Origin of the sequence: Paenibacillus sp. LBL, from assembly GCF_029893715.1 — a bacterium.
In the GTDB taxonomy this organism is placed as follows: domain Bacteria; phylum Bacillota; class Bacilli; order Paenibacillales; family Paenibacillaceae; genus Paenibacillus_AQ; species Paenibacillus_AQ glucanolyticus.
Genome location: NZ_JARXYU010000003.1, coordinates 159,965 through 185,987, shown reverse-complemented (window position 1 = coordinate 185,987; position 26,023 = coordinate 159,965). Strand labels below are relative to the sequence as shown.

Annotated in this window: 22 protein-coding genes; 2 read left to right on the top strand and 20 right to left on the bottom strand. The window is 36.7% G+C overall.

The window, feature by feature from the left end:
- Positions 1-61: 61 nt before the first annotated feature.
- The 4 genes from M2277_RS09305 to M2277_RS09290 all read right to left on the bottom strand — a co-directional run bounded on the left by M2277_RS09305 (position 62) and on the right by M2277_RS09290 (position 5,711).
- On the bottom strand, positions 62-841 hold the full coding sequence (locus M2277_RS09305) for a sensor domain-containing protein (RefSeq protein WP_280754650.1): 780 nt from the start codon (positions 839-841) through the stop codon (positions 62-64).
- Between the two features lie 211 nt (positions 842-1,052).
- Positions 1,053-1,697 carry a signal peptidase I gene (lepB, locus tag M2277_RS09300; protein WP_280754649.1) on the bottom strand — a complete coding sequence of 215 codons (645 nt, stop codon included), beginning with the start codon at positions 1,695-1,697 and terminating at the stop codon, positions 1,053-1,055.
- Positions 1,698-2,424: 727 nt separating this feature from the next.
- Complete coding sequence (locus tag M2277_RS09295; RefSeq protein ID WP_280754648.1) at positions 2,425-5,211, bottom strand: AAA domain-containing protein; 2,787 nt, start codon at positions 5,209-5,211, stop codon at positions 2,425-2,427.
- A 227-nt stretch (positions 5,212-5,438) separates the two neighbouring features.
- Entirely contained in the window at positions 5,439-5,711 is a 273-nt protein-coding gene (locus M2277_RS09290; RefSeq protein ID WP_280754647.1) for a DUF6809 family protein, read from the bottom strand.
- A 157-nt stretch (positions 5,712-5,868) separates the two neighbouring features.
- Here M2277_RS09290 and M2277_RS09285 point away from each other — a divergent pair, with 157 nt between their 5' ends.
- Positions 5,869-6,087, top strand: a complete 219-nt coding sequence (locus M2277_RS09285; protein ID WP_076152526.1) for a helix-turn-helix domain-containing protein — start codon at positions 5,869-5,871, stop codon at positions 6,085-6,087.
- Between the two features lie 631 nt (positions 6,088-6,718).
- On the opposite strand, the gene M2277_RS09280 is transcribed toward M2277_RS09285, so the two are convergent.
- From M2277_RS09280 to M2277_RS09225, 12 genes are all read right to left on the bottom strand, one after another.
- Complete coding sequence (locus tag M2277_RS09280) at positions 6,719-7,846, bottom strand: N-6 DNA methylase (protein WP_076152527.1); 1,128 nt, start codon at positions 7,844-7,846, stop codon at positions 6,719-6,721.
- Positions 7,847-7,876: 30 nt separating this feature from the next.
- A complete protein-coding gene (locus M2277_RS09275; RefSeq protein ID WP_076152528.1) occupies positions 7,877-8,827 on the bottom strand; it encodes a hypothetical protein in 951 nt (316 codons plus the stop codon).
- An 8-nt stretch (positions 8,828-8,835) separates the two neighbouring features.
- A complete protein-coding gene (locus M2277_RS09270) occupies positions 8,836-10,728 on the bottom strand; it encodes an ORC-CDC6 family AAA ATPase (RefSeq protein WP_280754646.1) in 1,893 nt (630 codons plus the stop codon).
- Complete coding sequence (locus M2277_RS09265) at positions 10,728-11,660, bottom strand: phosphoribosyltransferase-like protein (protein ID WP_076152530.1); 933 nt, start codon at positions 11,658-11,660, stop codon at positions 10,728-10,730. The genes M2277_RS09270 and M2277_RS09265 overlap by 1 nt, the downstream gene beginning before the upstream one ends.
- A 572-nt stretch (positions 11,661-12,232) precedes the next feature.
- Positions 12,233-14,410 (bottom strand): hypothetical protein, encoded by a 2,178-nt coding sequence (locus M2277_RS09260; protein ID WP_280754645.1) that lies wholly within the window; start codon positions 14,408-14,410, stop codon positions 12,233-12,235.
- Positions 14,411-14,810: 400 nt separating this feature from the next.
- Positions 14,811-15,923 carry a site-specific integrase gene (locus tag M2277_RS09255; protein ID WP_280754644.1) on the bottom strand — a complete coding sequence of 371 codons (1,113 nt, stop codon included), beginning with the start codon at positions 15,921-15,923 and terminating at the stop codon, positions 14,811-14,813.
- 65 nt (positions 15,924-15,988) lie between these two features.
- On the bottom strand, positions 15,989-16,192 hold the full coding sequence (locus M2277_RS09250) for a helix-turn-helix domain-containing protein (protein WP_280754643.1): 204 nt from the start codon (positions 16,190-16,192) through the stop codon (positions 15,989-15,991).
- Positions 16,193-16,360: 168 nt separating this feature from the next.
- On the bottom strand, positions 16,361-18,115 hold the full coding sequence (locus M2277_RS09245; RefSeq protein WP_280754642.1) for a DNA primase family protein: 1,755 nt from the start codon (positions 18,113-18,115) through the stop codon (positions 16,361-16,363).
- Entirely contained in the window at positions 18,112-18,654 is a 543-nt protein-coding gene (locus M2277_RS09240; RefSeq protein WP_280754641.1) for a hypothetical protein, read from the bottom strand. Before M2277_RS09240 ends, M2277_RS09245 begins: the two co-directional genes overlap by 4 nt.
- Before the next feature lie 171 nt (positions 18,655-18,825).
- Positions 18,826-20,112 (bottom strand): hypothetical protein, encoded by a 1,287-nt coding sequence (locus M2277_RS09235; protein WP_280754640.1) that lies wholly within the window; start codon positions 20,110-20,112, stop codon positions 18,826-18,828.
- 162 nt (positions 20,113-20,274) lie between these two features.
- A complete protein-coding gene (locus M2277_RS09230) occupies positions 20,275-20,727 on the bottom strand; it encodes a hypothetical protein (protein ID WP_280754639.1) in 453 nt (150 codons plus the stop codon).
- Positions 20,728-20,743: 16 nt separating this feature from the next.
- Positions 20,744-21,745: a stalk domain-containing protein gene (locus M2277_RS09225; RefSeq protein ID WP_280754638.1), complete on the bottom strand. Its 1,002-nt coding sequence runs from the start codon at positions 21,743-21,745 to the stop codon at positions 20,744-20,746.
- Between the two features lie 194 nt (positions 21,746-21,939).
- On the opposite strand from M2277_RS09225, the gene M2277_RS09220 reads away from it, so the two are divergent.
- A complete protein-coding gene (locus tag M2277_RS09220) occupies positions 21,940-22,290 on the top strand; it encodes a helix-turn-helix domain-containing protein (RefSeq protein WP_280754637.1) in 351 nt (116 codons plus the stop codon).
- 190 nt (positions 22,291-22,480) lie between these two features.
- On the opposite strand, the gene M2277_RS09215 is transcribed toward M2277_RS09220, so the two are convergent.
- The 4 genes from M2277_RS09215 to M2277_RS09200 all read right to left on the bottom strand — a co-directional run bounded on the left by M2277_RS09215 (position 22,481) and on the right by M2277_RS09200 (position 25,767).
- Positions 22,481-22,663 carry a hypothetical protein gene (locus tag M2277_RS09215; RefSeq protein WP_280754636.1) on the bottom strand — a complete coding sequence of 61 codons (183 nt, stop codon included), beginning with the start codon at positions 22,661-22,663 and terminating at the stop codon, positions 22,481-22,483.
- A 34-nt stretch (positions 22,664-22,697) separates the two neighbouring features.
- Positions 22,698-23,294, bottom strand: a complete 597-nt coding sequence (gene radC, locus M2277_RS09210) for a RadC family protein (RefSeq protein WP_280754635.1) — start codon at positions 23,292-23,294, stop codon at positions 22,698-22,700.
- 201 nt (positions 23,295-23,495) lie between these two features.
- Entirely contained in the window at positions 23,496-24,263 is a 768-nt protein-coding gene (locus tag M2277_RS09205) for a DUF6615 family protein (protein WP_280754634.1), read from the bottom strand.
- A gap of 187 nt (positions 24,264-24,450) precedes the next feature.
- Positions 24,451-25,767: a hypothetical protein gene (locus tag M2277_RS09200; protein ID WP_280754633.1), complete on the bottom strand. Its 1,317-nt coding sequence runs from the start codon at positions 25,765-25,767 to the stop codon at positions 24,451-24,453.
- Positions 25,768-26,023 lie beyond the last annotated feature (256 nt).

Here is a 26,023-nt window from a genome sequence, read left to right as displayed (position 1 = left end):
AATCTTCAGTTGTCCAAATAGATCAGGCTTCAAGTAGTGGAATTAAAAAAAAAGAGAGCTTCTAAAGCTCTCTATACGCCGTCTGCATCATCCCTTGAGAAGGCTGATCCTCATCGTACTCATAATATTGCGATTGAACAGGTACTTCTACTGGTACTGACGGTTGCGGATATGGCTCATCCACATACATGATTCTGCGCTGAATTTGCATCAGCCCATTTACGACGCGAAGCGCGATCCAAAATAGAACAAGTCCAACGCCTGCGTACAGCAGATATTGCTGGTTATAGGTCCAATCGATATGAAAATAACTAAACAAACTATTCTCTAAAATATCAATCTGCATTTCATTCATCAAAATGATATGCACCACTGGCAGAGCAATCAATCCCAGTCCTAGTGAAATCACCGTTACCATAACAACAAAGAATACGATACCCGTTACAAATCTTAGTAAAACGAGCAGCAGATTTCGAATAAATAAGCCGCCGTCAAAATCACTCACCATTCGTTTCAACCAGTTCTGCCCCGCTTCTGACTGTTGATGGTTGCTATACGCTACAGGAGGATTAGGTAAACCTAAAATTTGTCTAATCAAGCTCTGTTCAAAAATCACAATCCCATTCAACAGCTTGGCTACTCCAAAAAACAGCGGTATTCCGATAAATACTGGAGTTAATCCAATGGATAGTACAATTCCCGTGATGGCCACTGTAAAATAGATAATCCCTAATGGGAGGGATAGCATTAAGTAGAGGATCGTTGCATAGGTTTTTGGATTAAAAAGCACCCAGTTCACCTTACCTGCCCGCGCCTTTGCGGTCGTTTCCATTGCCTTCATATTCAAACACTCCTTGGCTTCATAAGTCACGCTCTCAGATATACATCCATTATATCTGCCTTATTTGCCCGACATAACCGTCTTAGGGGGTATCTGATCCTAGACTTTAGACTAGGGACTGGGCTGGCTTAGATGGACTTATTGAAGCTAGGACGCTGTTAGTGAGGTATAGGAACCGCATTATATCACTCATTGCTCGTCGAAGAATATATTAAAATTCTTTAGTGACCCCCAGTACTTTACCTTGAATATTTTTAAATGGAACGGGGCCAAAATGACGACTGTCCACACTTCTTCCCCAATGATCACCTAAGACAAATATATATTCTTTAGGAATTTCAACTTTACCCATGTTCTGTTTAAAAAAATCATGGTCTTCCTCAGTTAATTTAAAATTGGGGTCAATTTCTTTTTGTTTATCAATATACTCCTGCTCAGTTAGACCGTATTTTGCTGCCGCACCGTAAAAGCCATCAAGTTTTTTGTCATTGACATAAACCACTCCTTCTTTTATTTCCACACTATCTCCCTCACTTGCGATAAGTCTAGAAATATAATGGTCAGCTAACTTAAAATTTGGGTTATCCTTAAATCCTTCAAACTCTGGAGGTATAAAATAAACAATATCGCCCGGCTTCATAGTCGTATGGTCGATTTCCGAGTCAATTACTAACGAACCATCCTCAGCATAATGATATTCCGTTCGTTGACGGCTCATGTTGTCGAGTCTATAGTCAATTATTTTTAATACCTTCGGTTTTTCTGAATCGTTTATGCTCTCCGTGGATGTCTTATCTGTAGAACATCCCGACATTAGAAAAATCAAAATAAGACCAAGAATCCACGTTCTTCTCATCCCAGCACCTCCTGCGTCGGTACAAATCTAACATATCCTGATGCACTTACATGTAACACTAAAAAACAAAAATAGATCCTACTTAAAAGTAGAGCTATTAAATTTTCTTCACCCAATATTTTCATCTGATTTTTTTTGTATTGCTGAATTTACGAGAGACAAGCCATATGAAATTAAGTAATGAATTAGACCAACTAATGACGTCAAAGAGATCGATATGAATCTCACATTGACACTCCAAATATTTTTGAAAAGAAAATATGAAGCAAAAAATGATAAACAATACAATATTACACTTAGCAAAACTTTAAATGAAATCTTTCTAACGAAGAATCGATTTATAAGAAACGATAATATTGAGAAAAAAATAAAGAAACTCGGTAAAAATATTAAAACCATAGATATATCAGTAAACAAAGGGAAATCGTTATCGACATATCTCGGCCAGAAGACAATTATGCCGATAATTGATACTGATGAAGTAAGAAACATCCAGAGTTTTAATAGACCATTCAATCATAAACACCCCCTGCTTGAAACAATAACAAGATAAATCGCAAAAGAGCACCCTACTAAAGGACGCTCTTCAGTACAGAGCTTAAAAAACAGCGATGGCGGCACTATTTTCAACAATCAATCTTTTTAGAAACTTCAATTCAAAACACATGTTATGGAGCCCTATTCCTCTCACTCCAGATGAGAGAATTATCACCGAACCCTATGTAGATCATTCCACCTTATACAACATAGAGCCTAACAGCTCCCTAATCCTCTGTTCTTCTCCGCTCTCGTTGGTACGGAACCTTTCTAATTCCATTCCAAACTTTTCAAAAATATCTTCCTTTTTCTTATCTCGCTTTAGTTGTTCAGGATTGTTCTCGTGAAAGGCAAATCCATCAACTTCAATCGCCAGCGCTAGCGATCTGTCCAGTTTATGATAAATCACAAAATCAACAGAAGAACGATTTCGGACGAATCTGCGCTCTTCCTCATTTAACCGTCCCAGGTCGGTAAATAAATTCATTAGTAAAACCTGATTCCCCAGTTCAAAATCCTTAAACATAGGCTCCTGTAATATCTGGTCGAGCAAGGCGTGCATAATATTCTCGCTCCGATGCCTCGATTTATTAAAGAAACGAACACGTTCTCGAAAATCCTGTAGATGATCAGAGTACTCCTTGTATAACAAGTCAAATATAGAATGAATCTCGCTCTCCACGACGTTGTCGTCCAGCGTACTATATTCCATATATCGCATGAGATCTCCCACTTCATTCCCATACTTGCGAAACGCAGACTGATCGGTCACCAGAATAAACCTCTCCTGCGCACGGGACACAGCCACATTAATCATGCAAGGATCATTAACAAACTTCATCCCCATGCCTCCTGCTCTCGTTCGGTCGAGCACTGTAGACATGATCATAACGGACTTCTCACGTCCCTGGTATTTATGGATCGTGTCGCTCTCAATGTCAGCAGTGAATTGCAGAGCCGCTTTCTCCACTTGCTTGCGATATGGCGTCACAAAGCCGATATCCGCATGCCCTGCTGCTGCTTCGAGGTACCCCAACAGAATTTCCTGTTCAATGACATCAAGTTCCCTGACATTGAACTTTCCTTTTTTGCCATGGGTTACTTCCCTCATGTGATTGCCCGGTGACGTCTTGTAGATCAATAAAGGAGATTCGGAAATCCCCGGATCGGTAAAAGCAATCAATTCGCCATCGTAATATTTCCTGTTGCAGAATTCAATAATTTGGGGATGACAGCGGTAATGCTCTCTTAACATCACTTTTGGAACGGAATCCCCGTATAAAGCCAACATGGACGACAACAAATTATGCTCGATATAACTGTAAGCTTCATCCATGTCAGGAGCCGCCTGGCTCTGGATTTTCTGTACAATCTCCTTCCCCATGATATGCGGCAGTTGCTTGGTATCGCCCACAATAATAGCCTGCTTGCAGCAGGACAAAGCCAGAGCCCCTGTCATCAGATCAACCTGTGAGGATTCGTCAATGATGCAATAATCAAATAAGTAATTCGCAGGTATACAATTCCGCAAAGAATGCGTTGTACTAAGCATAATCGGATAGTGCTCGATAAACGTTTTAAACTTGTTGTTGTGAGTGTATGTCTTCTCATTGCAGTCCACAGCTGGACGGTTATGGTATTTCTCATGTAATCGGTGCCGAAATAGCGTTTCGGAGAACTGCTGGTGCTGATCCATTAAGGCTTGATAGTCCTGGGACTCCAATTCTTTCTCAAGCTCCTGAATGCGATCTGATAGCTCCTCAACTTTTAACGTGTAAAATTTACGCTGAACATTCAAGATGACATCCAGCCCCTGCTCTTTCAATCGTTTGAAATCCGTAAAACCATGCCTAAAGAACAACTTGAATTGGTATAGGAGCTTATATTTCCTTTTCATCTCTACAGCCAGGAAGCTGTCTTTCATAAACTCCAGAATCCGCTTTGGTGTCTGCCGGTAAAATGACAACTTCTCTAAAGGCGGGACATCCTGTCTAGCATAATAATGCTCAAAATGCTCCTGTTCAAGCAAATAGGCCGACAGCTTCTGCATAAGCTGTGCCTTCGCCCGATCCAGTTCCATCAAGCGGTGAATACGTTGATCCAAATCTTGTAGTTTGGCGTTTAACTCATCCTCTGGCAACTCACTGGACCATTCCGCTACATCCCAATTGGGTAGATTGGCAAAAAACTTTTTCTTGTTCTCTTGGTTGCCCAAACTAGCTACAAAAAAGTGGTACCCTTGCCGTTCCATCTTTTCTTGTACATTCAGAACTGCAGCGTTGTTACCGGAAACAACCGCTACCTTTTTCCCCTGCATAACCGCCAGATTCGCAAGGATGTTTAAGATCGTCTGGGTTTTACCCGTGCCCGGAGGACCTTCGATAATACTGATGGTGCTTTTTAAAGCCTGCTCAAGCGCAGTCCTTTGACTCAAATTGTACCTGAACGGGAAAATCGGTTCGCTTGTAACCGGGATATCGCTCTTTATAGGTTTTTTCTGAAGATAATGGCTCAAAGCACTATCCGGATCTACATAATGTAGTTTCGCAAATTGCTTGGCCAAAAAAGCTTCCTTGTTCTCCTGTTCATCCTCACTTTTTACATATTTTGAAATCGCGCGCCAATAGTCCAGAATCTGACGCCCTTCAGCGTTTTGGGTACTACTACTTCTAACTTGAATACGTCCACTATCGTATGTACGAATACTCCCATTGTTGAAACACACCCGAATCTTTGGCCCGAAATCTAGCACCCGTTTTACATTATAAAAAGGATACTCATCGTTAAAAACAGCCATATCCTCCGTTATGTCCTGAACGGTCGGCGTCAGTAACTGTATATCATTGAGTTGATACGGATAAGCCTTGGAAGAACCTTTATATATAATCCTTACTATTGGAGGATCTATTTCATATGAAGATACATCCTGTGTCTTGTCATCACCTTTAACGATGATCATAAATCTCTCTTGGTCCATGGCAGCCTCTTTTGTATGTATAGTCGATGTTATATACAGAGGTTTCTATAAACTGGGGGAATATTCCTGCCGCGCTGAGGAATTTAGAGCGAAGATACCTTATGGGAGCTGTATGCGTTATGAAATTCGTTTTGCTATATGCGGGGTAGGGTGATAGTCAATATTTTGCGGTATAAAAAAAGACACTGTTCGTGTCTTTACGGCAGTTCTATGAGTGTTCTTACTAATCACACGATCTCAGAGTACACCTCGATGATCATCGTCGCTCCCAGCCTGAAACCATCAGTAAAAGAAGCCGCCATTTCCAGCCCTTGGACTTGTCGATACAAATCTAAAAACTCCTCAAGCTCATGAAACTCATCATCGGAAAGCCTCTTCTTCCAGGCATCCATGGACTCGGATATTTGCCGGCTCAATTGGCGATACTGAGGGTCGGTGGAAACAGCCTTCTCTACAGGATTCAACTGTCCGTAATATAGGGATTCCAGGAAGCTTGGCATGGGATTCTCCTTCCTTAACAGATGATTCGCGGATCGATAAACACTTATCTGATAAATGCATCCATGTTACGCATATGAGTACCAGTGTTGGAATCATTATACGGTACGCTTATGCGTATAGTCAAGTCGAATTCGATCTATTTAAGAGGTGATTATTATGGGGAAAAAAGTTGTCGTTAAAATCCCGGAATTAACCAAAGCACATAATATTTCTTTGCGGGAATTATCCCGACTATCCGATGTACGCCATGCTGCATTAAGTGAACTTGCCAATGGAAAACGGGAAAGTATCAGCTTCAGTCATATTGAAAGAATCGCTGAGGCTTTGAATATAAGCGATATACGGGAGATTATTGAGTTAGTGGATGAGGGGTAACTTTAAAGATTAGGTATATTAATCTATGAAATTTCTTAAAGGCCTGCCTTCGATACAGGGAGCAAAACGATGATGAACCTCGTTCAGTTTATCTAGAATCATTGGAATCAGCCCTTGGCCTTGAGAATATGCTGAGTAAAATCTTTTCACAACAGCATCTACCTCGTACAGCTGATTAAAAAATAAACGGGAATGTAGTTTTTAGTGAACAAGCTGCGGGTCAAGCGGGCCAAAGAGATACTCTGCCGTACCCCGAAGTTAAGCTGGCAGATTTGACTCAACCGGGCTTCTCGGGCAGCAAATTACCGGCGGCCATAAAACCACCTGATCTCAAGCTCTTCATAGGGGAATACACGTCCTCAAGATTATGGTAGATCAAACGTAACAATAACTAAGTGAAGCTCCTGAAGCTCAATAGACTTAAGGACAGCCCATAACTGAAGTCAAACTACAATTTCATTAATAAAATGAAAAAAACCCACCTAATTGAGCGGGTTTTCCATATAGAGGGAAACGGTCAATAAATTTAAAGGTAAAGCTCCCGAATTCTCACTAGTTGCTTTTACACGATAAATGACCAGTTGCTGTAAATCATTTATCGATTACTTGTTAGATGCTGGGTTTAAGTATGTTATTTAGAATAATTAATTATATCCTCAAGGTCGGATTTTGTGATATATTTAGCTGCTAAACCTTTTCTTTGTTTTGTAAAATCCGTTTTCTTTAAAATATAAATAATCTGCTCCAGTGCCGAACTATCTTTTGGTCTAATAATAAATACACAGTCTGAAGTTAAATAGCCTTCTTCTCGTTCGGTTATTGTAGCAAAATCTCCACATTTTCTCCCAACTCGTGTTAAAATGATATCGTTCTTTTGTGTGAATTTGGGATAATTGGGGATTCTATGAGTATATTTTATTCCAGAGTGATTTATGACTCCAAAACATATTGAAGTACTATGCAGGACAGGCTTCCCACTTTCCCTAAAGGTACCACTGCTTACACTGTTACGGATAATCTTGTTATGTAAGGAATGGCCATTTCCTTTAGGTATGTAATCCCCCGCCCATAAGCCTTCTTTAATTAGTTCCGTACTTCTTGCTTCTATCCATTCTAAATTATAGGTATCCGCTTCCATATATGCTTTATATATGTTAGTTTCGATGTTATCTAGTTCTTTTTTTTGTAAGATCACAATTGCGGTTGCGAGCGCTTCAGAACCAAAAGATTTATCAGGAAGATATATAATCTTTTTTAATGTGAACCCCTGGCACAAATATTTCCTAAGAGGCCATTGAGTCAGCGAATTTATCAATCCTATAGGTACAATTGCAGCTAAATATCCTTCATCTTTAACTAACAATGAATTGCAGATCATCATGGTACTTTCTAGTCGATTAATCGTATATCCTGGAAACTGATAATCTTCCGTGAGAGTTCGAAGAGCATCCACCACTGTTGGGTGTGGTGATTCATATTTAAAAGGTGGATTTGCTAGAACGAGATCGTATTTTCTACCACTCACAACCTGATCTATTGAAAAAAGTCTACCTTCCATGATAATGCTATTTATTGATCTGCTATCGATGTCAACTCCTGTTATACTCGCAGTTGGCCACTTAGCCCTAGCAGCATTTAGTAGATTCCAAGAACCCGCGCAAATATCCACAATACTATCCGGATTTATTAGTCCACACTCGCTTACTAATAATTCAGCTAATAATTTTGGTGTATAGTACTTACTGTAATCTATTGTCATATTCCACCCTTAGCCAGATAATTACACTCCCTAATTAAAAAGCCCATTTAACATAAATCCTCTTGTCGTTCCTATTCCGGTACTTCTTCTTCTATATAGTCTTGGATGATCATACATGACTTTAACATCTTCATATTTGATTGCAAATAGAATTGTAGCAAGTGTATGAGGTTTTGTTCCCAATGGAGCTACTATTATCTGATTATTCTCTGAAAATTGACGATATTGCTCCTCTAAAACTGCAAGAGCAAAAAAAGGATCCCATGCGGTAACTCTTCTTAAGCTGTTAATGGCCTCACTACTTTTTAGTGTATCTAGGTTAGAATAAATACCCAACATATGCCATCCAGCATTAAAAGAAGGCATAGGCAGTATAGGTACAATATCCAATCGCCCATCAGTAAGTAAGTATTCACACAGCTCTTGAAACCTACCACCTTCAAATCCTATAAAAACTATTAACATCTGGTGCTTCTCTTCATCAGACAATCGTAAGAAGCCTGGTATTGCACTTACAGGGGAATGCTCCTCACTTAATAAAAAGTTCGGTATTAACCATTGGTTTTCTGATTTAAGGTATTCTTGCGGTTGTACATAGAGAATTACTAGATTATCATATTTCTTTTCGTGAAATGCTTTAAGAATTATGAATAGGGATTCCGTTTGTAACGACGTCATATCAATTACTAACTTCATTTCAAGTGAAATTAGGAATTCCGCTAACTTTTCTGCATTTAGTACAGGTTCATTCTCAATTTTAGGTGTCTTTACATGAAAATCTATATATTCAATATTTATATTTGACTTCTCCGCATCAAATATAACATGAACTTTTTTTGAGTTTATAGAAATTTTATTTTCAAAATATACACACCTATCATCAGAATGGTGACCTTTCACTAATATAATATCTGAAGTGAATACCCCGTCAATTTCCGTACTAGACATCATTCTCCAAGAGGCTACATTGCTTATATTCATATTTTCACCTATGTCATCGGATCAAAGAGATCCATTTGGATTATCTCATCAGGAACTTCATTAGTTTTCAAATATCGCTTCAATAATTTAGAAGCCACTTGTTTTCTATCCTCATCATTACCAATCATTAATGCTTCAAAGTCTATTGATTTTAGCTCTAGTTTATGCATTTTTCTATACGAAATATTGTAGAAAGGAGAGTAAATTCTATTGAAAAAGTAATCCCTACCTCGTCCTTCAACCTCAGAGCGTAATTTAGTTGCAGGAATTTCCTGCAATATTGAATACATCAGGGCTGTTCGCATTAAATTACGTGACTGATCTGACGTATCTCCAATAATAGAAAAATGATTTCTTTCAGGTTGGCTTTGCCTAGGGTCTTTATTAAGTTGCTCAAATATTCTACCTAGCTGATTGGCAAAAGAAGTTAAGGCAGGCCCTGACGGATATGAAACAATTTCAAATACTTTCCCTTGGCTTACATCATACGCTGCTCTTGACTGAATCTCATGGTTAATTGGCCGCGGATTTGAGACCGAGAATCCCTCGTCTAAACTCAATTCCCATGCTCTTGAAAATAAGCTCACGAAATTCCTCATTATTTTTGAAGATAACAAAACATATGTTTCAAACCCAGCATACGTCTTTTTCGTCCTGAACTCGCTACAAAACAAAAATAACGTACCTATTTTGCTATGTTGATAAGCTTCGTTGTATTTTTTAGGTGAAAGTGTAATCAATTTAACGATATCTTCTGGACTTTTTCCTCTATCCAATAATACTAAATTAAATCTTGTTTTTAATGGATTATCCTTAATAATTAGGGATTTCTCTAATTCATTTTTATCAATTACCGCAGACGCTCTATTTATGTATTCTCTAATTCTGTCGATATATTCAGATTTACGCTTACTATCTCTTTCAACCTGTAATGCTTCTTCCTCTGGCGCAAGATCAGGCAGCAAATTTTTTATATTTAGGAATTTAGAGTCAGTAATATTGTTTAAAGCCAGACTTTTATTAAATGCTTCAATAATAAGAGAACTGTAATCTTCATTTGAAAATACTGTTTGATAATTTACCATATCAAAATCAGCTATTTCCTCTAAATTCTCTGATAACGCTAGAGTTTGTTGAGTCCACCATCCCCCTGGCCTCATTGCTATTTTAAAAATTACTGGAGGCTGATTTGCTTTTATCAAGGTATTTACTATTCGTTGTTGCTGTTCGCTCATATTTTCATATTCATCGATCAAGACAAACCACACTTTATTTTGGAATAAACTGTTTTCCATAAGTGCTGTACAACACTCAAATATTAGTGTCCCATTATTAGAAAGTAATGGACAAGGAAACTTAGTTGGATTATTTATATACCTTACCAACTCATCTAATCTAAATTTTATATCTTTCTCCAAACTTTCAAATGTCAAAGTTATAAACTCGTCTCCCTTAAATATCTCGAAATAACGAGAAATAAAATACTCCAATGACTCTTTCGGTACTACATCCAATTTAATCAGAATGCGGAGGGTTTTTACCATTTGTTGCACTACTCTTAAATTAAAGTAATGAGCATAGAGATTTGCCCAATCCTCATCATCAATTCCTCTCCCCCTAAAGCTTGATACAATATTGGTATCTGCCCTAATGTAACAGCCTAAATAATTCGTATCTTCCCAAACACGCTGTGCTTCGTTTACACTCTTCCCATTAACCACATATTCAAATGCTAATGACTTTAATAACATTGTTTTTCCAGTTCCTCTTCCACCAACCAAAACAGCAGCTTTTTGTTTTAATAAACGAGAGTAAAATGATTCTGCTGGCATAACAAAGTAGTCAAACACTCGATTGCCGAGTTCTTCAGCTCGTGTTGCAAATATCACTTTAGACTCCACTAAAATTCTTCCCCTCTATATGGTATTAAAGAAGTCCAACCGGCTTGTTCCTTGTAATAAAAGGGACTGCTCAAATCCGGAGCCCCGTGTTCAAAAGTAAGTGCCCAGCTTTTATCTGAAAACCCACTTAGCGGGATATTTTCTTTGGCATTAAGATTTGAGAGGAATTTCATAGCATTCTCGTAATGACCTGGATCCCAAAAGCCATCATTAAGTACTTCTTGCTTAGTATCTAATACCTCAGCAACACTGACTTGAAGATTTGTATCAGATTCGATTAGCCGTAAAGATTCCTCTGGAGCAACAGCAACACAAACAAAAATTTGCGCTGATGGACGTAATTCAAGTATCTTATCCTGTAGAGAACAATAACTATTTCCAATCTCTTTTCGATGTATAAGTGATTCTAGAACCTGCGTCCCACTACCTATCATATCATCAACAAAAATCACACCATGAACATCTCTTCGTTGTAGCTTGTTTATTAGTTCGGTTTCGCTGTTACAAATTTCCTCTTCTGAAATTATGGATAGATTTCTTAATATTCTTACTGTCATTGATCCACTAGCAGCAGCATCAAAGGTCAAAGGACAAACAAGTGTGTTCCTTCTTACTTCCTCCATTTTTTTTGCCCATATTAAATCCTCTGCATATTCATTAGTTTTTAAAGTAGATTGTAAGATTTTCTTTATAACCATTGCAAATGAGTAATTTATCAATGAGATAAAATCTTTATTATTATAATAAATAAGTTGTTTCGCCAAATATGCAGCGTAGTATCGTTCTTCATCAGTGTTAAACTGCTGTGTCCATCTCTTAAAGCGTTCGTATGTAACATTCCCCCACATGTTGTATTTAATTAAAGTCGCGATTTTGTCGAATACTATATTTACTGTCATTAACGACTCTTCTGAATCAAATGCTTTTACCATGGTAAGCTCCTTTGAATTATTGACCTTTCAATAATCCAATTATAGAACAAATAACCAAGTGTGGCTGTCGAATATAGTCGAATTCGATAAAATTGAAAATTAAACAGATATCAGGTCATTGGATTCTAAGTGGTGATATAACCAATCTTATTTCACTTTAAAACTAATAAGTAAATGTAAATAAAAAATCCACAACCTTAGTCGGTTGTGGATTTATATGTATGGAGGCGAGGGGAGTCGAACCCCTGTCCTCCATATATTAATCCGTTTTAATGTGTTTTATTTGATTCCTTAATCCCTTAATATTTCTTGATTTTACTGTACTTATTTTTTATTCAGTATTTCTTTGTGTTAACCAAATATAGATATGTTTATCTGGTATGTCTACAATATGTCTACTAAATTTAGATCACATTCATATTACTAATGCTCTAAGCAATACAGAATATTCTTTATTTCTATGCTTTGTTCGATTTCGATTATATGGTAAATTGGCGAGAGCTTAAAATGCTCTCGCCAATAAATAAAGATACAGTAATTTAATGATTAATAAAACCAAACATGAACAATGTTTAGATAGCAACAAACAATTTATTGATCATGTTTGTCATAGCGTTTTCAAATTCCTTAACGACAATATTCCGAAAATCATTAGATGCAAAAATATCTTTAAATTGGTATTGGACATTTCGCATTGCTTGGTCATAGCTAACTGGTGCATCATATGTCGCTTTAAGTTTTTTCTGAATCTCGCTATTTCCATATGATAACTGAAAAGCAACGAGATCTAAAATCCTCTCATACCTTATGGGGTTGTTAAAATACTCACGAAGCTTAACGTGAAGCAATTGTGCATATCTAGCTTCAGCGTCCATCCTAGCTAAAACCCCTTGGTTCAATCCATCAAATGCATCCTTTTCACTAAAAGCCTTTTCACCAAGTGACAGGATTAATCTCTCTATTTCCTGCTCTTTTAAATTACCAACTAATGTAGCAACTTCATTTTTTTGATACAGTACATCTATGCTACCTATGCATTCACGTAAAACTTTTCGAAGTAAGCCTTTCATATTTATACTAAAATTCCCGTATACTTTGGCATTAGTCGTATGCCCAATCCCTTTTTGTAACTTCCGCCAATATGTGACGACACTATGCCCAGATAACCGAAATTTCGTTGTGATAAGATATCCATTGACATTTACTGTATCCTCTGTCAATTGATATTGAATTCTATCTAAAATGCTTTTTAGATTATCATTTCCAACCTGAATGGAAATGGCCGGTTTATTTGGATTTTTTGTTGTAATAAACAACGGTGAGTCCATTCCAGCAGGTAATATGTTGGTTTGAATATCATTTACTAGTTCATTAATAAATTGGTACATTCCTTCTGGTTGAAAAAGTTTTTTTGCGTCATTGTTATCTCTTAACGCAATTTGTATGGGATCCAAATCTTCATCACGATATCTCAAGGAAATCCACTTCGATGTGCACTCAGGGATGTTTCCAGAAATATTCCGAACTAAATCATCTACTTCTTTTATTGCAGAAAAGATCTGTTTGTTATAATCTTTTTGAGTTAGCTTCAATCCTTCTTTATTTAGATCGATCTTCGTTTCAATTAATTTATCTGCCTTTGTAAACAGAACGTGAACTGGCATCTGGAGTTTCCCGTTCTTCTCCATTTTTTCAGCAATTAAATTACAACTACTCATAAGTACATCATTACGTTCTTCCAGACTAAACAATATCAAGAGGCTGTCTGCTCGATAATTCAAGCCTATTTCTAATGCAGATCTAATGGACTCATCATCAGTACCAGTTTGGGTCAGCCCAACAGTATCGCGTATACAAAACCTAAAGGGCCGATCTTCTGGATAGAGTCGGACCAGTTCTTCTCGTGGCCTACACGCAATCGTCATTTCTTTAACAATCAAACTAAAAGGTGACAAGGGATCGTACAGTTTACTCAGAACATTCTTGTTACTTTCATCATCGAGATCAGCATTGTCTATTAACAATACATCCTTACTCATAGTTTCACTACAATGAAATAGTTCTGTCAGTTTAAACACTAAAAGCTGTCCTACCTTCTCGAGCCACTGATCTAGAAGTTCTCTTGTACCCTTATCTTGATTATCCCACAGGTCCTCAAATAAATCTGCACGTACATCTTTTATTTTTCTTCCCTGTGCAGAAGGATCCTTTTTTCTTTCTTTAACAATCTCAGCGAATGACTTTCCATCTACTTCTTCAATATTTTTGATGATCTGTAAGACCGCCTGCCTTAATATTTCTAAATTCAACTCTGCTTGCAGTGATCCAAGATGATATGATGCATCTTTGGGCTCCAACACACTTTGAAACCATTCATCATCCATAGCTTCAACTGTGTCATCCGCGTCATTACCATAAATACTAAAAGTGTCAAAAAGCTTTTCCCGTAATACAATCAGAACCTGTTTTGCCTCAAAGGGCTTAATGACCAATTTCAGTGCGAACTGCTTATCAGAAGATACTCGAGAATCCAACACATAATTGGTAGAAATCAAAGTCGTCTGGTTTTTCTCACCAACACCCATTAAAGTTAGTTTTGCCATAATTGCATTCATAAGAGCGTTTGTTAATGCAGATTTACCAGATCCTGATGGTCCAAACACGGCAGCTGATGGGTATTGATTTGAACGTTTTAGCGCATCTGTAGCTGTAATTGGGGCAAATGATCGGGGTATTGCTGGGATTACCATAAAGATTCCTCCTTGATATTGTCATAGATATGAGGCAAAATACAAGGAAAAATCAAAAACCGCACTGTATAAATATACAGTACGGCACAAATTCTAAATCCGCGCGTGCCCTACTGTTGTTCACAGATTTTATGAACAATATAACGGCTTGGCTTTACTCAATGCTTTCGTAGTGCATCTCTTGTAAGGCCTCATATCTAACTCTGATTATAGGGAAAAAATTGGCAGTGTCAAGCTTTATTTTCATGTAACAATGGGGGGGGCGAGTAGTGGCTATTATCAATCATAATTCTTAAAATATAAAAATAATTATACAAAACCGTGACAGGCCTTCACGTATAACGACAAAAACATCCATTTATTTATCTACTTTTTCGTCTAAAGAGCATTACTCTCTCAATTATTTATTAATAACTTTACTAATAACACTTACTGTATTCTTATGAGTCTTATCGAATGAATGTGTATATATTTTGCTAGTCGTTCCTATATCCGAATGTCCCATTGCTTCCGATATAGCTTTTAAAGAAACACCTTCATTATAAAGAATACTACACCATGTGTGGCGAAGATCATGTAACCTTATTATGTCAAATTTATTTTTTTTCAGAAAACAATTAAACTGCTCAGTAATTGAATTTACTCGATATGGTTTTCCGTTCTCCTTAGTATATACATATCCTGTGTCCTCATATTTATCACCAAGTTTGTGTTTCCAGTTCTGTTGTAATGACTGGTGAGCAAGAAGTAGTTCGAAAAGATCATCATCTACATATAAAGACCTTCTACTTTTTTCTGTCTTGGGCGCTTTAACGATAGTTTCTTTTCCTGCGCTGGTCCTAACCTCCTGTATTCGTATCTCTCTCTTTTCTAAATCTACATATTTCCACTTTAATCCGACGATCTCTTCTCTTCTCAAGCCTAATAATCCAGCTAAATAAATAGGTACTTCCAATTTCGAACCTTTAGCTGCCACTAATAGGGCTCTAAGCTGTTCTTTAGTGTATGATTGACCTTCAAACTTTACTTTTCTAGGTAAAATCACTGCATCAGCTATATTTCTATACACATACTGCTGCTTTAAAGCATAATCAAGTGCTTTTCGTATAATCGCATGGTGCTTGTGTACAGTGTTAGGCGAAAGCTCTTTGTCATCCATAAGATGTTTATAATATTGCTGAATGTGATCTGGACGAAGCTTTTCTAATTCAACTTTCCCCATATATAGAACAATATGCTTTATAATATTACGATATCCGTATTGGGTTGTAACCTCACAATTATATTTTACATAGTTATTCATCCAATGCTCGAGGAATTGCTCCATAGATATTTTCGGCGTGTGAACCAACAGATTACGTTGTTGATTGTAATTAAAATCGTTAAGTACTTTTTTTGCCTCCTTTTCAGTTGTAACAGTTTGATACTTTCTCATTCTCTTCCCGTTAGCATCAAATCCAAGCTCTAAAGTTACTCTATACTTCTTACCAACCTTTTGTATACTCCCAGCCATTAACATACCAACTCCCTTAGCAAGATGAACAAGTTCTCTTCTCTTGTTCATCTTGTTTAATAAATTTATTCAAGAATAATAGGCCTCTCTAAGTTCTCTTCTATAAATGACCAAAACTTTGCAGCGGGAACAATAATACGTCTACCAACAACAACTTTCGGGAAGTCTTCTTTATTGACCAACTTATATACCCCATTTCTCCCAATTGGTAAGATGTTACACAGATCCGATACCGTATAAAATGACTTCTCTTCATATGTTGCGCTCATATCTTTTCCCCCATTACTTAGATAATATATATTTATAAATTGTCGGTTGACGAAGATGAAAGTAGTCACACGTAGAATTTGATAATCTACGTTCTCACTACTCAGATCCCCCTAATAACGGCACGTTCAGCAAATGTAGCCAACGTAGCCAAAATATAAAGCTTATTTTTATTTGAGTTTAATTCCTCTAAATCCTTGAAGGGGAGTTGAACCATTAATTCTTAACTTAGTTGATTCCACACCAAGCTTTGTGAGTTCAGCAAAAAATTCTTTACTTTTTAAAATACGACACTGATTTTCCCTGGCATGTCTTAAGTAAGCTGAATAAATGTCTTTTCTATGAACCTTGTATTCTTGATTTCTCAGATTAAGTAGACACTCATCGTTAATAAAGTCAGTTATGCTCATGTCGGAAATATACTTGGCCTTAAACCTTAATGCATCATCACTCTCTGTAAAAATAAAGTTCTGCTCCTTTAGCCTGTGAAGACCTTCTATTGCCCAGGTAACAATTGATTCAGTTTCTAATAGCAGCTTGTTCAACAGATCTTTATCTCTTTTTTCTTCTGGAATCGACTGATTAAACAGCAAGAACATCATTCTATCTGTTAAGGCAGACATTGAATCAGGTTTATCCAATTCCGGCATGTGGTTACCTGCTGAAACTAGTTTAGTTTTCCCGTAGAAAAAGAACGGGTCCTTCCCCTTTTTTTCTGCTGATATCAGATCACCGCCGGTTAATGCTTTAATAACATCGATCCCTTTTAAACTTCCTTCTTCATTCATTTCAGGAGAAATATTCAGTCTGGAATTTGATAACTCAGCGGTCATAAATCTGTTGGTCCCCAGTTGCTTTAGCGTTATTGCGGTAGTGTGTTTAGCTCCTATTAACGATCTCCAAAGACCTAACCACAAGGATTTGCCTGTGTGAGCATGACCAATGAGAATGAAGAACTTTTTTGCATTGCAATAATTGCTGATGATATATCCTGTTAACTCTTGAAGAGACTTTATTTTCTTTAAATCTCCTTGCGTAGAGTCTTGGAGAAATTGATTAAATACTCCTCTTGTTCGGCTCACTCCACCTTTAGGGGGGATGACCTTTAGTCCTTGAGGATTGGGATTGTAGTCAGCATCTACATAGTGAGTAAATAAATACTTTGCTTTGTGCTCCAATATTTCTCTAGAATCAGTGTCATACACACAGTTCCTAAAATTAATGAGTCTATTGTGTCTGTTAAAATCTCCAAATTTAATCTGTAGATGGGGATCACTTTCAATTCTGTACGCTATTTCGAGCATCTTATTCTTATTTAACTTTCTATCCATTGAATCTGAGACATTACTACGAATAAAGACGTTCATATCCGATTCCGACAGTTCATTGTATGTCCCACTATGATGATCATAGAGAAATACCCTTTTGTTAGCGCATCTGATGATGTATCTATTTGAGATGTATTTTGAAATGTCATACTCAATATTCATTCTTCTTGATTCTCTTTCTTGTGCTGAAACTTGATTTGTGTCCATACAATCATTTAAACTTCTACAAATATTGGCTGTACTATCTACACGATCTGATAATAATTGCTCATTCTCAATAAATTCGGTCTGATCAATTACTACGCTGTTTTCAGTAAGATAAGTATTATCAGCTTGATCTGAGGCAAATTGATATGACTGATCGAGTCCGATGCAATTTTCCTCAACATAACTTTGGTCATTTGCGAACTCTTGCTCCTCAAAGCTACAAGTCTGATCAAGCTCAATCCTATTATTATCTAGATAAGTCTCTTCGACTTCATTAGATACACCTTTGCTTTCAAAGACATCCAATTGTACTGACTGTTTAGAACCATAAAGTTCATTAAAACCTTGCATATAATCGTCAAAAGAATGATTATTCCCATTCTCGATCATCTGAAGTCCTCCGTTTTGAGAGGCTCACTAATCTTCTGATAGAAACCCTTAAAATTTCTTTCTATGATGCTAAATGCTATTGATCTCATTAAATTTCTACTCTTCTCATCAATGACTAGTGCACAACATATCTTTTGATCTAATTTTCCATCGTAAAGTAAGAATTGAATGAAACCCTGAGTCTCCAAGAATAATATGAAGAGGCACCCATCGTCGCTACTATTAGACAGTTCTAAACATTCTCTTTCGCCTACAGTAACAAGTACCTTTATATCTTCTTTCTTTCTCATATCACACGTAACTCGCATAGAGTCTTCACTTCCGAATGACAAGTTGTGATCCAAGTGATCGACTTTAAGCTCATGTACATCTTCATTTGTTATTCCAATAAAAAGGTTCTTTTTCTGAATAAATCTACTATTAACAAATGCAATTGAGTTATTATTATCTAGCTTGTGGAATTGCAGATCATTAAGATCGATTTTTTTGTTGTTCATTAGTTCAAGTTCCTTTTCGCTCAGGATATTATTGTTAAACATTTTCATACACTCCTTTGAGATTTATTAGCTTACAAAATGAAGTGTAATGCATGTTTTTGTAGTGTATGATCTTAGTCGTCGATAAATAATACAGTAGATCCCTTATAAATAAAGGGACGCTTTACTTAACTAATTAGTTAAAGTAAAGTGTCCCTTTAATAATTTTTTTATTTAATCTAGATTAATCGAAGACAAGTATTTACTTGCGCCGTCTAAAACTAGCAGTTGAACTATATCTTTATCATTATAAGTGACCTTTTCGAAAGGAGACTCAAAGTCTGTTTCTGAAGCTTTTAACGATTTCTTTATCTTCTCTATACTACGTGTCACCTTTAGGAAATTATCACTATTCTCTATCTTTCTTCCTTCTAAAAATACTTTGTCTGCTACAGATAAAATCTTCTCATTTGTGGATCGATCCTCCAGCCCAAAGTATAATCTCCCGATTTTCTTTATTCTTTCGATTTTAATCTCAGTACTGTCCGCAGCTAGTTCACCTTCAGTAGAGTATCTTTTGTTATCGAGTTCAAAATTCATTTTAAGAAACTCAACTAAACAAGGTACGATAATGTATTTCCACTTAAAAAGAGTACTGATTGAAGACAATGAATGATCGAAGTACCAATCAAAATTCTCGATAAGATAAAATTTTAGTCCTAAATCGTCTAGTAACGAAAATGTAGAGATTGCTTTAAAAATCCTCTTTTCATTTTTACAATTTGCTTTATCAAGAAAAGACGCTGCCTGAAAGGTGAAAATCAAATTCGTCCTTTTCTCAAATTGAATACTATCTTGTACGATGTTCATCTCATCTTTAACTTTTCCTAATATATCAAAAAAAATCTCAGCGGTATTTAATAGAGGGAAGTAATCAGAATTATTCCTTCTTGATGAGATCTTAGTGGTAGGAATCTTGTATCTTTGAGTAATGATAAAAAATAATAGTGAGATAGATCCTTCCTTTTTCAAATACCCTGATTTTGATTCTTTATTAAATAGTTGAACAATATCTTTATCTATGCTTACATCTCTTTTGAAACTATCAGTAATTCTATCACCATATAACTGATTAAAGTCTTCTGCATTGGTTATGAATAAATCGTCAAGGAGATCTCCAAAAGTAAGTTCATCATCTGCATCTATGTATTCATCCTGATACCCTTGCAAAATATCAATATAATCCGACTGTAAAATTTCATTAATTATTTCTTGTCTCCATTGGTGAAGCGCTTGTTCTTTTAGTGCCTGGCTAACTTTTTTATCGTCTATCGGTATAGTTTCGGATTCCTGTTGTACTGCCTCATCAATATTAATAGCATTCAATAAAGACCCAAAATCCGGGCTGTTCTTTGTGTTCCAGTTTAGTTCAAAGCCCAATACATCATTTAACTTGGCCTTAAGTTGTTGAGATAAGTGCATCTGATTACCTACTTCTATTATTATTGTATAGTCAGTCAATAATGGGTTTGCCTAATGGCTAATTCTTCATTACCCTTTAAAGAGTATATCGGAAGGTCTTTGAGTATTAATAAACATGTATGTAAAAAAAACGTAATAGACCTTTGGTCCATTACGCTTCTTCAATTACTTGCTCAATTCTGATTTTGATTCCCACGTGTCTTACTCCGATGATTCGTAACTCTCAAATATCTCTGCTATCAATGAATTCGTCATCAAGATATTTTGAGGAACATCATTAAAAGAGAGTGCACCAACTTCAAAATAATCGTCCTCACTTAAAAGGAACTGCAATCTGGCTTTAACTGTTGCATTTTCATACATCATATATCCTGTAAATTCCACCACATTTTCACCTGTATCAGCCTTGAAATTCTTCCATGTAGGATCTCTAAAAAATTCTGTGAAAGCATCCCCGATAGTAGAATTAGGGTAATCTTGCAGTTCCCCCCCTTTAACAGCCAGAACATTTACATTGTCTTGGTCTCTTTTGTTGTTTAACTGGTCTTGTACACTTGTCGATATATCTTTCACTGCTTGCTCAGATTCAATACTACATGCAGTTAATAATAAGATTAGCATCAATAAAGTTAAATTCTTTCTAACCATCTTCATACCTCGTTCCCTCTCTCTATCCCACTGCAGAATCTAGATTGAATGTAGCTAAAAACAGTTCTATGAATGCTTCAATATCCTGGGTCTCTTTCGGAGAAATTTGTGAATCTATGGAAATTTCAAAGATTCCCACTTGGTCTTCCTTGAAAGTCACAATATAAAGGATGGCATTGACATCATCAATATTTGTAATAAGATATGCTGCGTCAGCAGACGGTATTGAAAGTTCACTTAATTCGGAGTTGCTTTTAATGATATCCTTTCTTTCCAAGAACCCTTCATAACTCTCATCTAGTATCATCCCGTACTCCTCATCATGTATGGATTGCATAAAATCAGAATAAGATGATATTCTAGCACTTTTCGATTCATAAAATACAGTTTCTATAGTGTTCTTCTTTTGAATGACGAGGGGAGTACCCCATTCTAAAAAGTAATTTACTGTATAACCAATGGTTTGATCTGTATACACTCCATATTCTGGTGATATTTTTTCAACATGATTCCCTTCATACCATCTATCCTCACCACCATGATACAAAGTAATTTCTTTATTAACTTGATCCCAATTTAGTTTTAGTTTCATGTTTTCTGACACAACACGTAGTGGGATCAATATTCTTCCTTTTTCATTTATAGGTGCAGCGTTAATTTTATTTGACACCCCATTAATTATGGCAATTCTACTTCCAACAGTGAGCTCTATAATTTCATTATCCAGTTTAATAATTGTTTTCTTCGTCTTAGAATTATATGCGATTGTCCCACCTAACTCCTTTATCAGAGATTTCAACGGTAAGTAAGTGATTCCATTCTTGCTAACAGGTGCAGTATTCGTTTCACTATCAACTTGTTTACGTTCACCGTTTACAAGCATGTACGGATTCCCTATCTGTAAAATTATTTGTTTACCACTGGGCGTATAAAGCTCACCATCCGCTAATACGATCCCACCACTTAACGAAAACAAATTAACACTTAGAAGTATCGCCGCTAAAGATTTTTTGACTCTTCTCATAAGTACACCTCTTCTATTATTATCATCAAGCATTATAGGTAGCATAACCTATATCTCATTCCAATTATAGGTAATAAGTAGTAAATTATCAATGCCTATAGTAATTACTTTTATTAGTGTCTATAGAATGTTGAGTGTGGCTATATAACCTAATATGTTTTTCTTACAGTTGAACTAAGAAAATAGGTGAGTGTATGAGTCACATTTCCATCATAGTTGGAGAAAACATTCGTGGAATAAGACAGAGTAGAGGATTAAGTCAGGAGAGGCTTGCTCTTCGGGCCGGTATTAATCCCTCATTTTTAGGGCAAATCGAACGTGCTGAGAAAAGTCCTACTATTGTCAGTCTTGAAAAGTTAGCTATTGCTCTTGGAGTGAAGGTAGAAGAGTTATTTCATTCCAATACAGATGAAATACAAAAAACCAATGCAACTTTCTTAGATAAGATCATTTTTGAGTTAAGTGAACGAACTAATGAAGAACAGGAGGACATTTATAAGATCATCATTCAACTTTTAGTTTTTAAAGACAAAAAAGAGAAGTGAGGATCTTGTTAAACATCCTTACTTCTCTGCAATATAATTCTTATTGTTCACTTTTCTTAGGATGACCATATTTCTTAGATAGTTCACAGGCTGTTTTATAGATATCAAATTTGTTTTCAATTGTTTTAATTATTGCATCTTTCATCGCGTTTTTCGCTATTTCCGTTTTATTACTATTCATGGGTCACCGTTACCTATCATTGAATTTTTGACTAGCAATTACCCCAATTCCAACTCCCATTAAGTATCCAATTACCGTACCCGGTCCAGGAAAGATTAAACTTCCTATTCCTGCACCTAGCCCACCTCCTCCAAGCATTCCGCATGCAGTAATGATAGTTGCATCAGTAACTTTATTATTCTCTTGATTCATTCTGTCTCACCTCCTTTCTCAAGTTTCAAGAACGTTAGATATACCCATGTTCTTTTAAACTGTAAAATTGGTTGTCACCGATAATAACGTGATCTAGAACCTCAATGCCTATAATCTCTCCAGCAGAAACTAGCCGCTTAGTAATATTTATGTCCTCACTCGATGGTGTTGCATCGCCACTTGGATGATTATGAGAGCAAATTATGGACGCACTACAATGCCTGATAGCTTCTTTGAACACTTCTCTGGGATGCACTATGGCTGAGTTCAGCGAGCCAATAGAGATCGTCTCTTTAAAGATGAGGCGATTTTTACTATTCAGAAAGAGGCATATGAAATGTTCTTTCGTTTGATATCTTAGTTCAGGTTGTAGATAATCATAAACATCTTTAGGCTTTTGAATTGTATTTAGATCTACCGCTGGGGCTGCCATTATCTTTGAAAACTTCAATAAGGCTAAAAGTTGACGAGCTTTTCCAATACCAATTCCTTTTATGTTGCGTAACTGCTGCTCGGAAACATTCACTAGCTGAGTTTTAGTTGGGAATTGGCGGAAAAGCTCTTGAATCACATAACTATCCTGCTTTTCCCTTAGTGTCTCACTAACTAGCTCTTTTAGTTCTGAATCCATAATAAGTCTCCTTTAATATCAAATAAGGGTAAGGAGGTGGTTTTTAGACCAACTCCTTACCCTTATTAATAATATATAACTATTTAATTAGACCTTACTAGGAACTTATTTTGCTCAGATTATCTTTAATGGTCCCAATGCTGTTAATTAGCGTAAAAGGTTAGTCATTAGCATGGAAGCCGGTTTGAGTATTAATTTTGGTTATTCACCATCAGTTCGAATAATAAGTATTCTCTTCGGTAATATTTCAATTTTATGATTATAGAATTCAGAATCAAGTATAGTTTCACTGGTCATATTTGATAAATTAATTTTATATGGTCTTACTTCCTTGTATCCCGCTGATGCCAATGGATGGCATGAATTTTGAGAAGAATGAACCGAATAAAGAGGGCATTTCACAAGGCATCTCCATGGAACTGATCGTTTATCCTTATGTAATGAAGTAAAACTTTTATCTGATCGAATTTGAAACGCCTGCCTTACAACATCGATTGGAACTACTGTACATCCCAATTGTTCCTTCTCAAAGGCTAAGTTACAATGCCAGTTTTTATGTAATGTATTACTATCAGTGTAATTATAAAAGGTGTATAGCGGAATACAGTTATTCGCTGTTGCATACTTTTCTAAAATATCAATTTGATATTCTGTACCTACTTTATGTCTTAATTTATGATACTTCCTTTCCTTTGAAAGTTTTTTTGCCTGAACGGCATATCTCCACCAACCAGTTGAATTAGAACCTATCCACCACTCCCAGTCAATACCTGTTACTCCTTCTTGTGATTTATCAGATTTTGAAACAAGAATATCCTGCAGTCCTGCTCGTTTTATTTCTAATAAATTTATGTCTGTTATTGTTTCCTCAGACTGACTACAATTAAGCACCTCACCGTACTTTAATCTTTCCCATGTATCGTAAGCTAGCTTTTCAAATAATATAGAAGATTTAGAATTACTCAGCATATTCTCTACCCCTTATTATCTAGTTATATTGAACAAGGCTTATTTCTACTCCTCTGATTTCAAAACTACTCATGTATCTACTTAGATTCAAACCAATCCCTCACTTATAGCACGGTTTTCAATCCTGCCAGGCAAATCGGCTAAAAATAAGAGCGCCTATACAGGTGCTCTGTAACTCGATGAAGAATCATCTTTTTCTTAATAATTTTCTTCCAATTCCATAGAGACCACCTAATACTGCTCCTACGGCAACAACAGGGGCAGCCGCTACTGCTGCGGCCGCCACTGCTGCGCCTGTAGCTACCACTGCTCCAGTTGCCGCTGTCCCTGCCGCTACCACTGCTCCTCCTACAGCGGTGCCAGCAATAGCCGTCCCTGCTGTTGCTACTGCTCCGCCTACTGCCGTACTAGCTATTGCCGAGCTGACAGCCGCCCCTGCCGTTACTACTGCTCCCCCAGCTGCTGTCCCGGCAGCAATAGCCGTAGTGGCTACAGTAGTTCCTATCCCACCAATGGTTCCAACAGCAGCCGTTCCCGCTGCAATTGTAGCTCCCCCAACTGCAGTACCAGCAATTGCTGAAGTAGCGGTTCCCACTGCTCCTGCAACTGTCGAACCTAAGGCAGTTTGCCCGATTACAGTGGCTGCGGCTCCCGATGCATATCCAATACCTGTTGATACTGCCGTATCTACCGCAACACCTTTAGCCGCATCCCTAATCTTTTTTTCACCGCTAAGCACATCTACTATATTGGAGCCAAGGCTAAATCCCCCACCAAATTGTGCACCAGTTTTTGCTGACTGTACACCTACTCTATGAGACTCTTTTGCGATATTTATTGCAGTATGAGCTTTAGGGACTACTACTGAATTTGGTCGTCGTGTAACCTTGGACTCCAACTGCATTTGTTTAGCTAGTCTTGCTGCTTCTTTTGATGAAATATCCGACTCAACTACTTCTAACCCAGCTTCTTTTGCCTTTTTAATTAAATATGTATTACCTTTATCGACCACGATAGTTTGATCTTTATACGCAGTAAAATCAATCTTACCCGTACCATATCCAACCTTGGCTTGGGCATATGTGATGGTTCCATCTGCATTAATTACTGCAAAGTCTGCGATCCCATTGTTATTTATCACATTAGTAACTCTTCCATTAATCGTTGCATTAGTGGCATGTAATTCTTCAAATATAAAACCCTTAAACCCATTCGTGCCACCCCTCATAGTATTTAAGTTACTCAAGTTATTCGAGAGTTTTTCGTATAATTCAGCATTCCTAATACCCTTTTCAATAACTTCTGTTGAATATAAAGAGCTTGTTCCGGCAATATAACTATTTAACCTACCTATAGCTCCTTTTATACTCCAACCTGTCTTAGTAAGAAGTTGTTCACACTCTTTTTTGTCAAACCCTGTTAGTATAGCTAATTGCTCCATTTGTTGCTGTTGTTCTTCTTCTTTCTGTTTTCTCTTCTGTTCGTCATTTAACCAATTATACATTTCGGTATCAACCTCACTCAGTAGTTTATCTGTAAGACTAGGCATATATAACCACTTATTTTAAACACATAAATTGTCAAGGCCTAATATATCATATCATACGTCGCCCAATATTTGGTATGCAGGCTAATTGCATATGCCTTTGTCTATAGAAACTACCATCTCTTTTGTGCATACATATTACTACCAGAATAGATATGATATGTTTCATCCAATACCTTCCAAAAGCACCTAAAATTTAGATCAAATGTTATTA

What these genes read in the sequence shown, in the direction of transcription:
- M2277_RS09305 (WP_280754650.1), bottom strand. Translation starts at nt 841, where the DNA reads ATGAAGGCAATGGAAACGACCGCAAAGGCGCGGGCAGGTAAGGTGAAC.
- lepB (WP_280754649.1), bottom strand. Translation starts at nt 1,697, where the DNA reads ATGAGAAGAACGTGGATTCTTGGTCTTATTTTGATTTTTCTAATGTCG.
- M2277_RS09295 (WP_280754648.1), bottom strand. Translation starts at nt 5,211, where the DNA reads ATGGACCAAGAGAGATTTATGATCATCGTTAAAGGTGATGACAAGACA.
- M2277_RS09290 (WP_280754647.1), bottom strand. Translation starts at nt 5,711, where the DNA reads ATGCCAAGCTTCCTGGAATCCCTATATTACGGACAGTTGAATCCTGTA.
- M2277_RS09285 (WP_076152526.1), top strand. Translation starts at nt 5,869, where the DNA reads ATGGGGAAAAAAGTTGTCGTTAAAATCCCGGAATTAACCAAAGCACAT.
- M2277_RS09280 (WP_076152527.1), bottom strand. Translation starts at nt 7,846, where the DNA reads ATGACAATAGATTACAGTAAGTACTATACACCAAAATTATTAGCTGAA.
- M2277_RS09275 (WP_076152528.1), bottom strand. Translation starts at nt 8,827, where the DNA reads ATGAATATAAGCAATGTAGCCTCTTGGAGAATGATGTCTAGTACGGAA.
- M2277_RS09265 (WP_076152530.1), bottom strand. Translation starts at nt 11,660, where the DNA reads ATGGTAAAAGCATTTGATTCAGAAGAGTCGTTAATGACAGTAAATATA.
- M2277_RS09260 (WP_280754645.1), bottom strand. Translation starts at nt 14,410, where the DNA reads ATGGTAATCCCAGCAATACCCCGATCATTTGCCCCAATTACAGCTACA.
- M2277_RS09255 (WP_280754644.1), bottom strand. Translation starts at nt 15,923, where the DNA reads ATGGCTGGGAGTATACAAAAGGTTGGTAAGAAGTATAGAGTAACTTTA.
- M2277_RS09250 (WP_280754643.1), bottom strand. Translation starts at nt 16,192, where the DNA reads ATGAGCGCAACATATGAAGAGAAGTCATTTTATACGGTATCGGATCTG.
- M2277_RS09245 (WP_280754642.1), bottom strand. Translation starts at nt 18,115, where the DNA reads ATGATCGAGAATGGGAATAATCATTCTTTTGACGATTATATGCAAGGT.
- M2277_RS09240 (WP_280754641.1), bottom strand. Translation starts at nt 18,654, where the DNA reads ATGTTTAACAATAATATCCTGAGCGAAAAGGAACTTGAACTAATGAAC.
- M2277_RS09230 (WP_280754639.1), bottom strand. Translation starts at nt 20,727, where the DNA reads ATGAAGATGGTTAGAAAGAATTTAACTTTATTGATGCTAATCTTATTA.
- M2277_RS09225 (WP_280754638.1), bottom strand. Translation starts at nt 21,745, where the DNA reads ATGAGAAGAGTCAAAAAATCTTTAGCGGCGATACTTCTAAGTGTTAAT.
- M2277_RS09220 (WP_280754637.1), top strand. Translation starts at nt 21,940, where the DNA reads ATGAGTCACATTTCCATCATAGTTGGAGAAAACATTCGTGGAATAAGA.
- M2277_RS09215 (WP_280754636.1), bottom strand. Translation starts at nt 22,663, where the DNA reads ATGAATCAAGAGAATAATAAAGTTACTGATGCAACTATCATTACTGCA.
- radC (WP_280754635.1), bottom strand. Translation starts at nt 23,294, where the DNA reads ATGGATTCAGAACTAAAAGAGCTAGTTAGTGAGACACTAAGGGAAAAG.
- M2277_RS09205 (WP_280754634.1), bottom strand. Translation starts at nt 24,263, where the DNA reads ATGCTGAGTAATTCTAAATCTTCTATATTATTTGAAAAGCTAGCTTAC.
- M2277_RS09200 (WP_280754633.1), bottom strand. Translation starts at nt 25,767, where the DNA reads ATGTATAATTGGTTAAATGACGAACAGAAGAGAAAACAGAAAGAAGAA.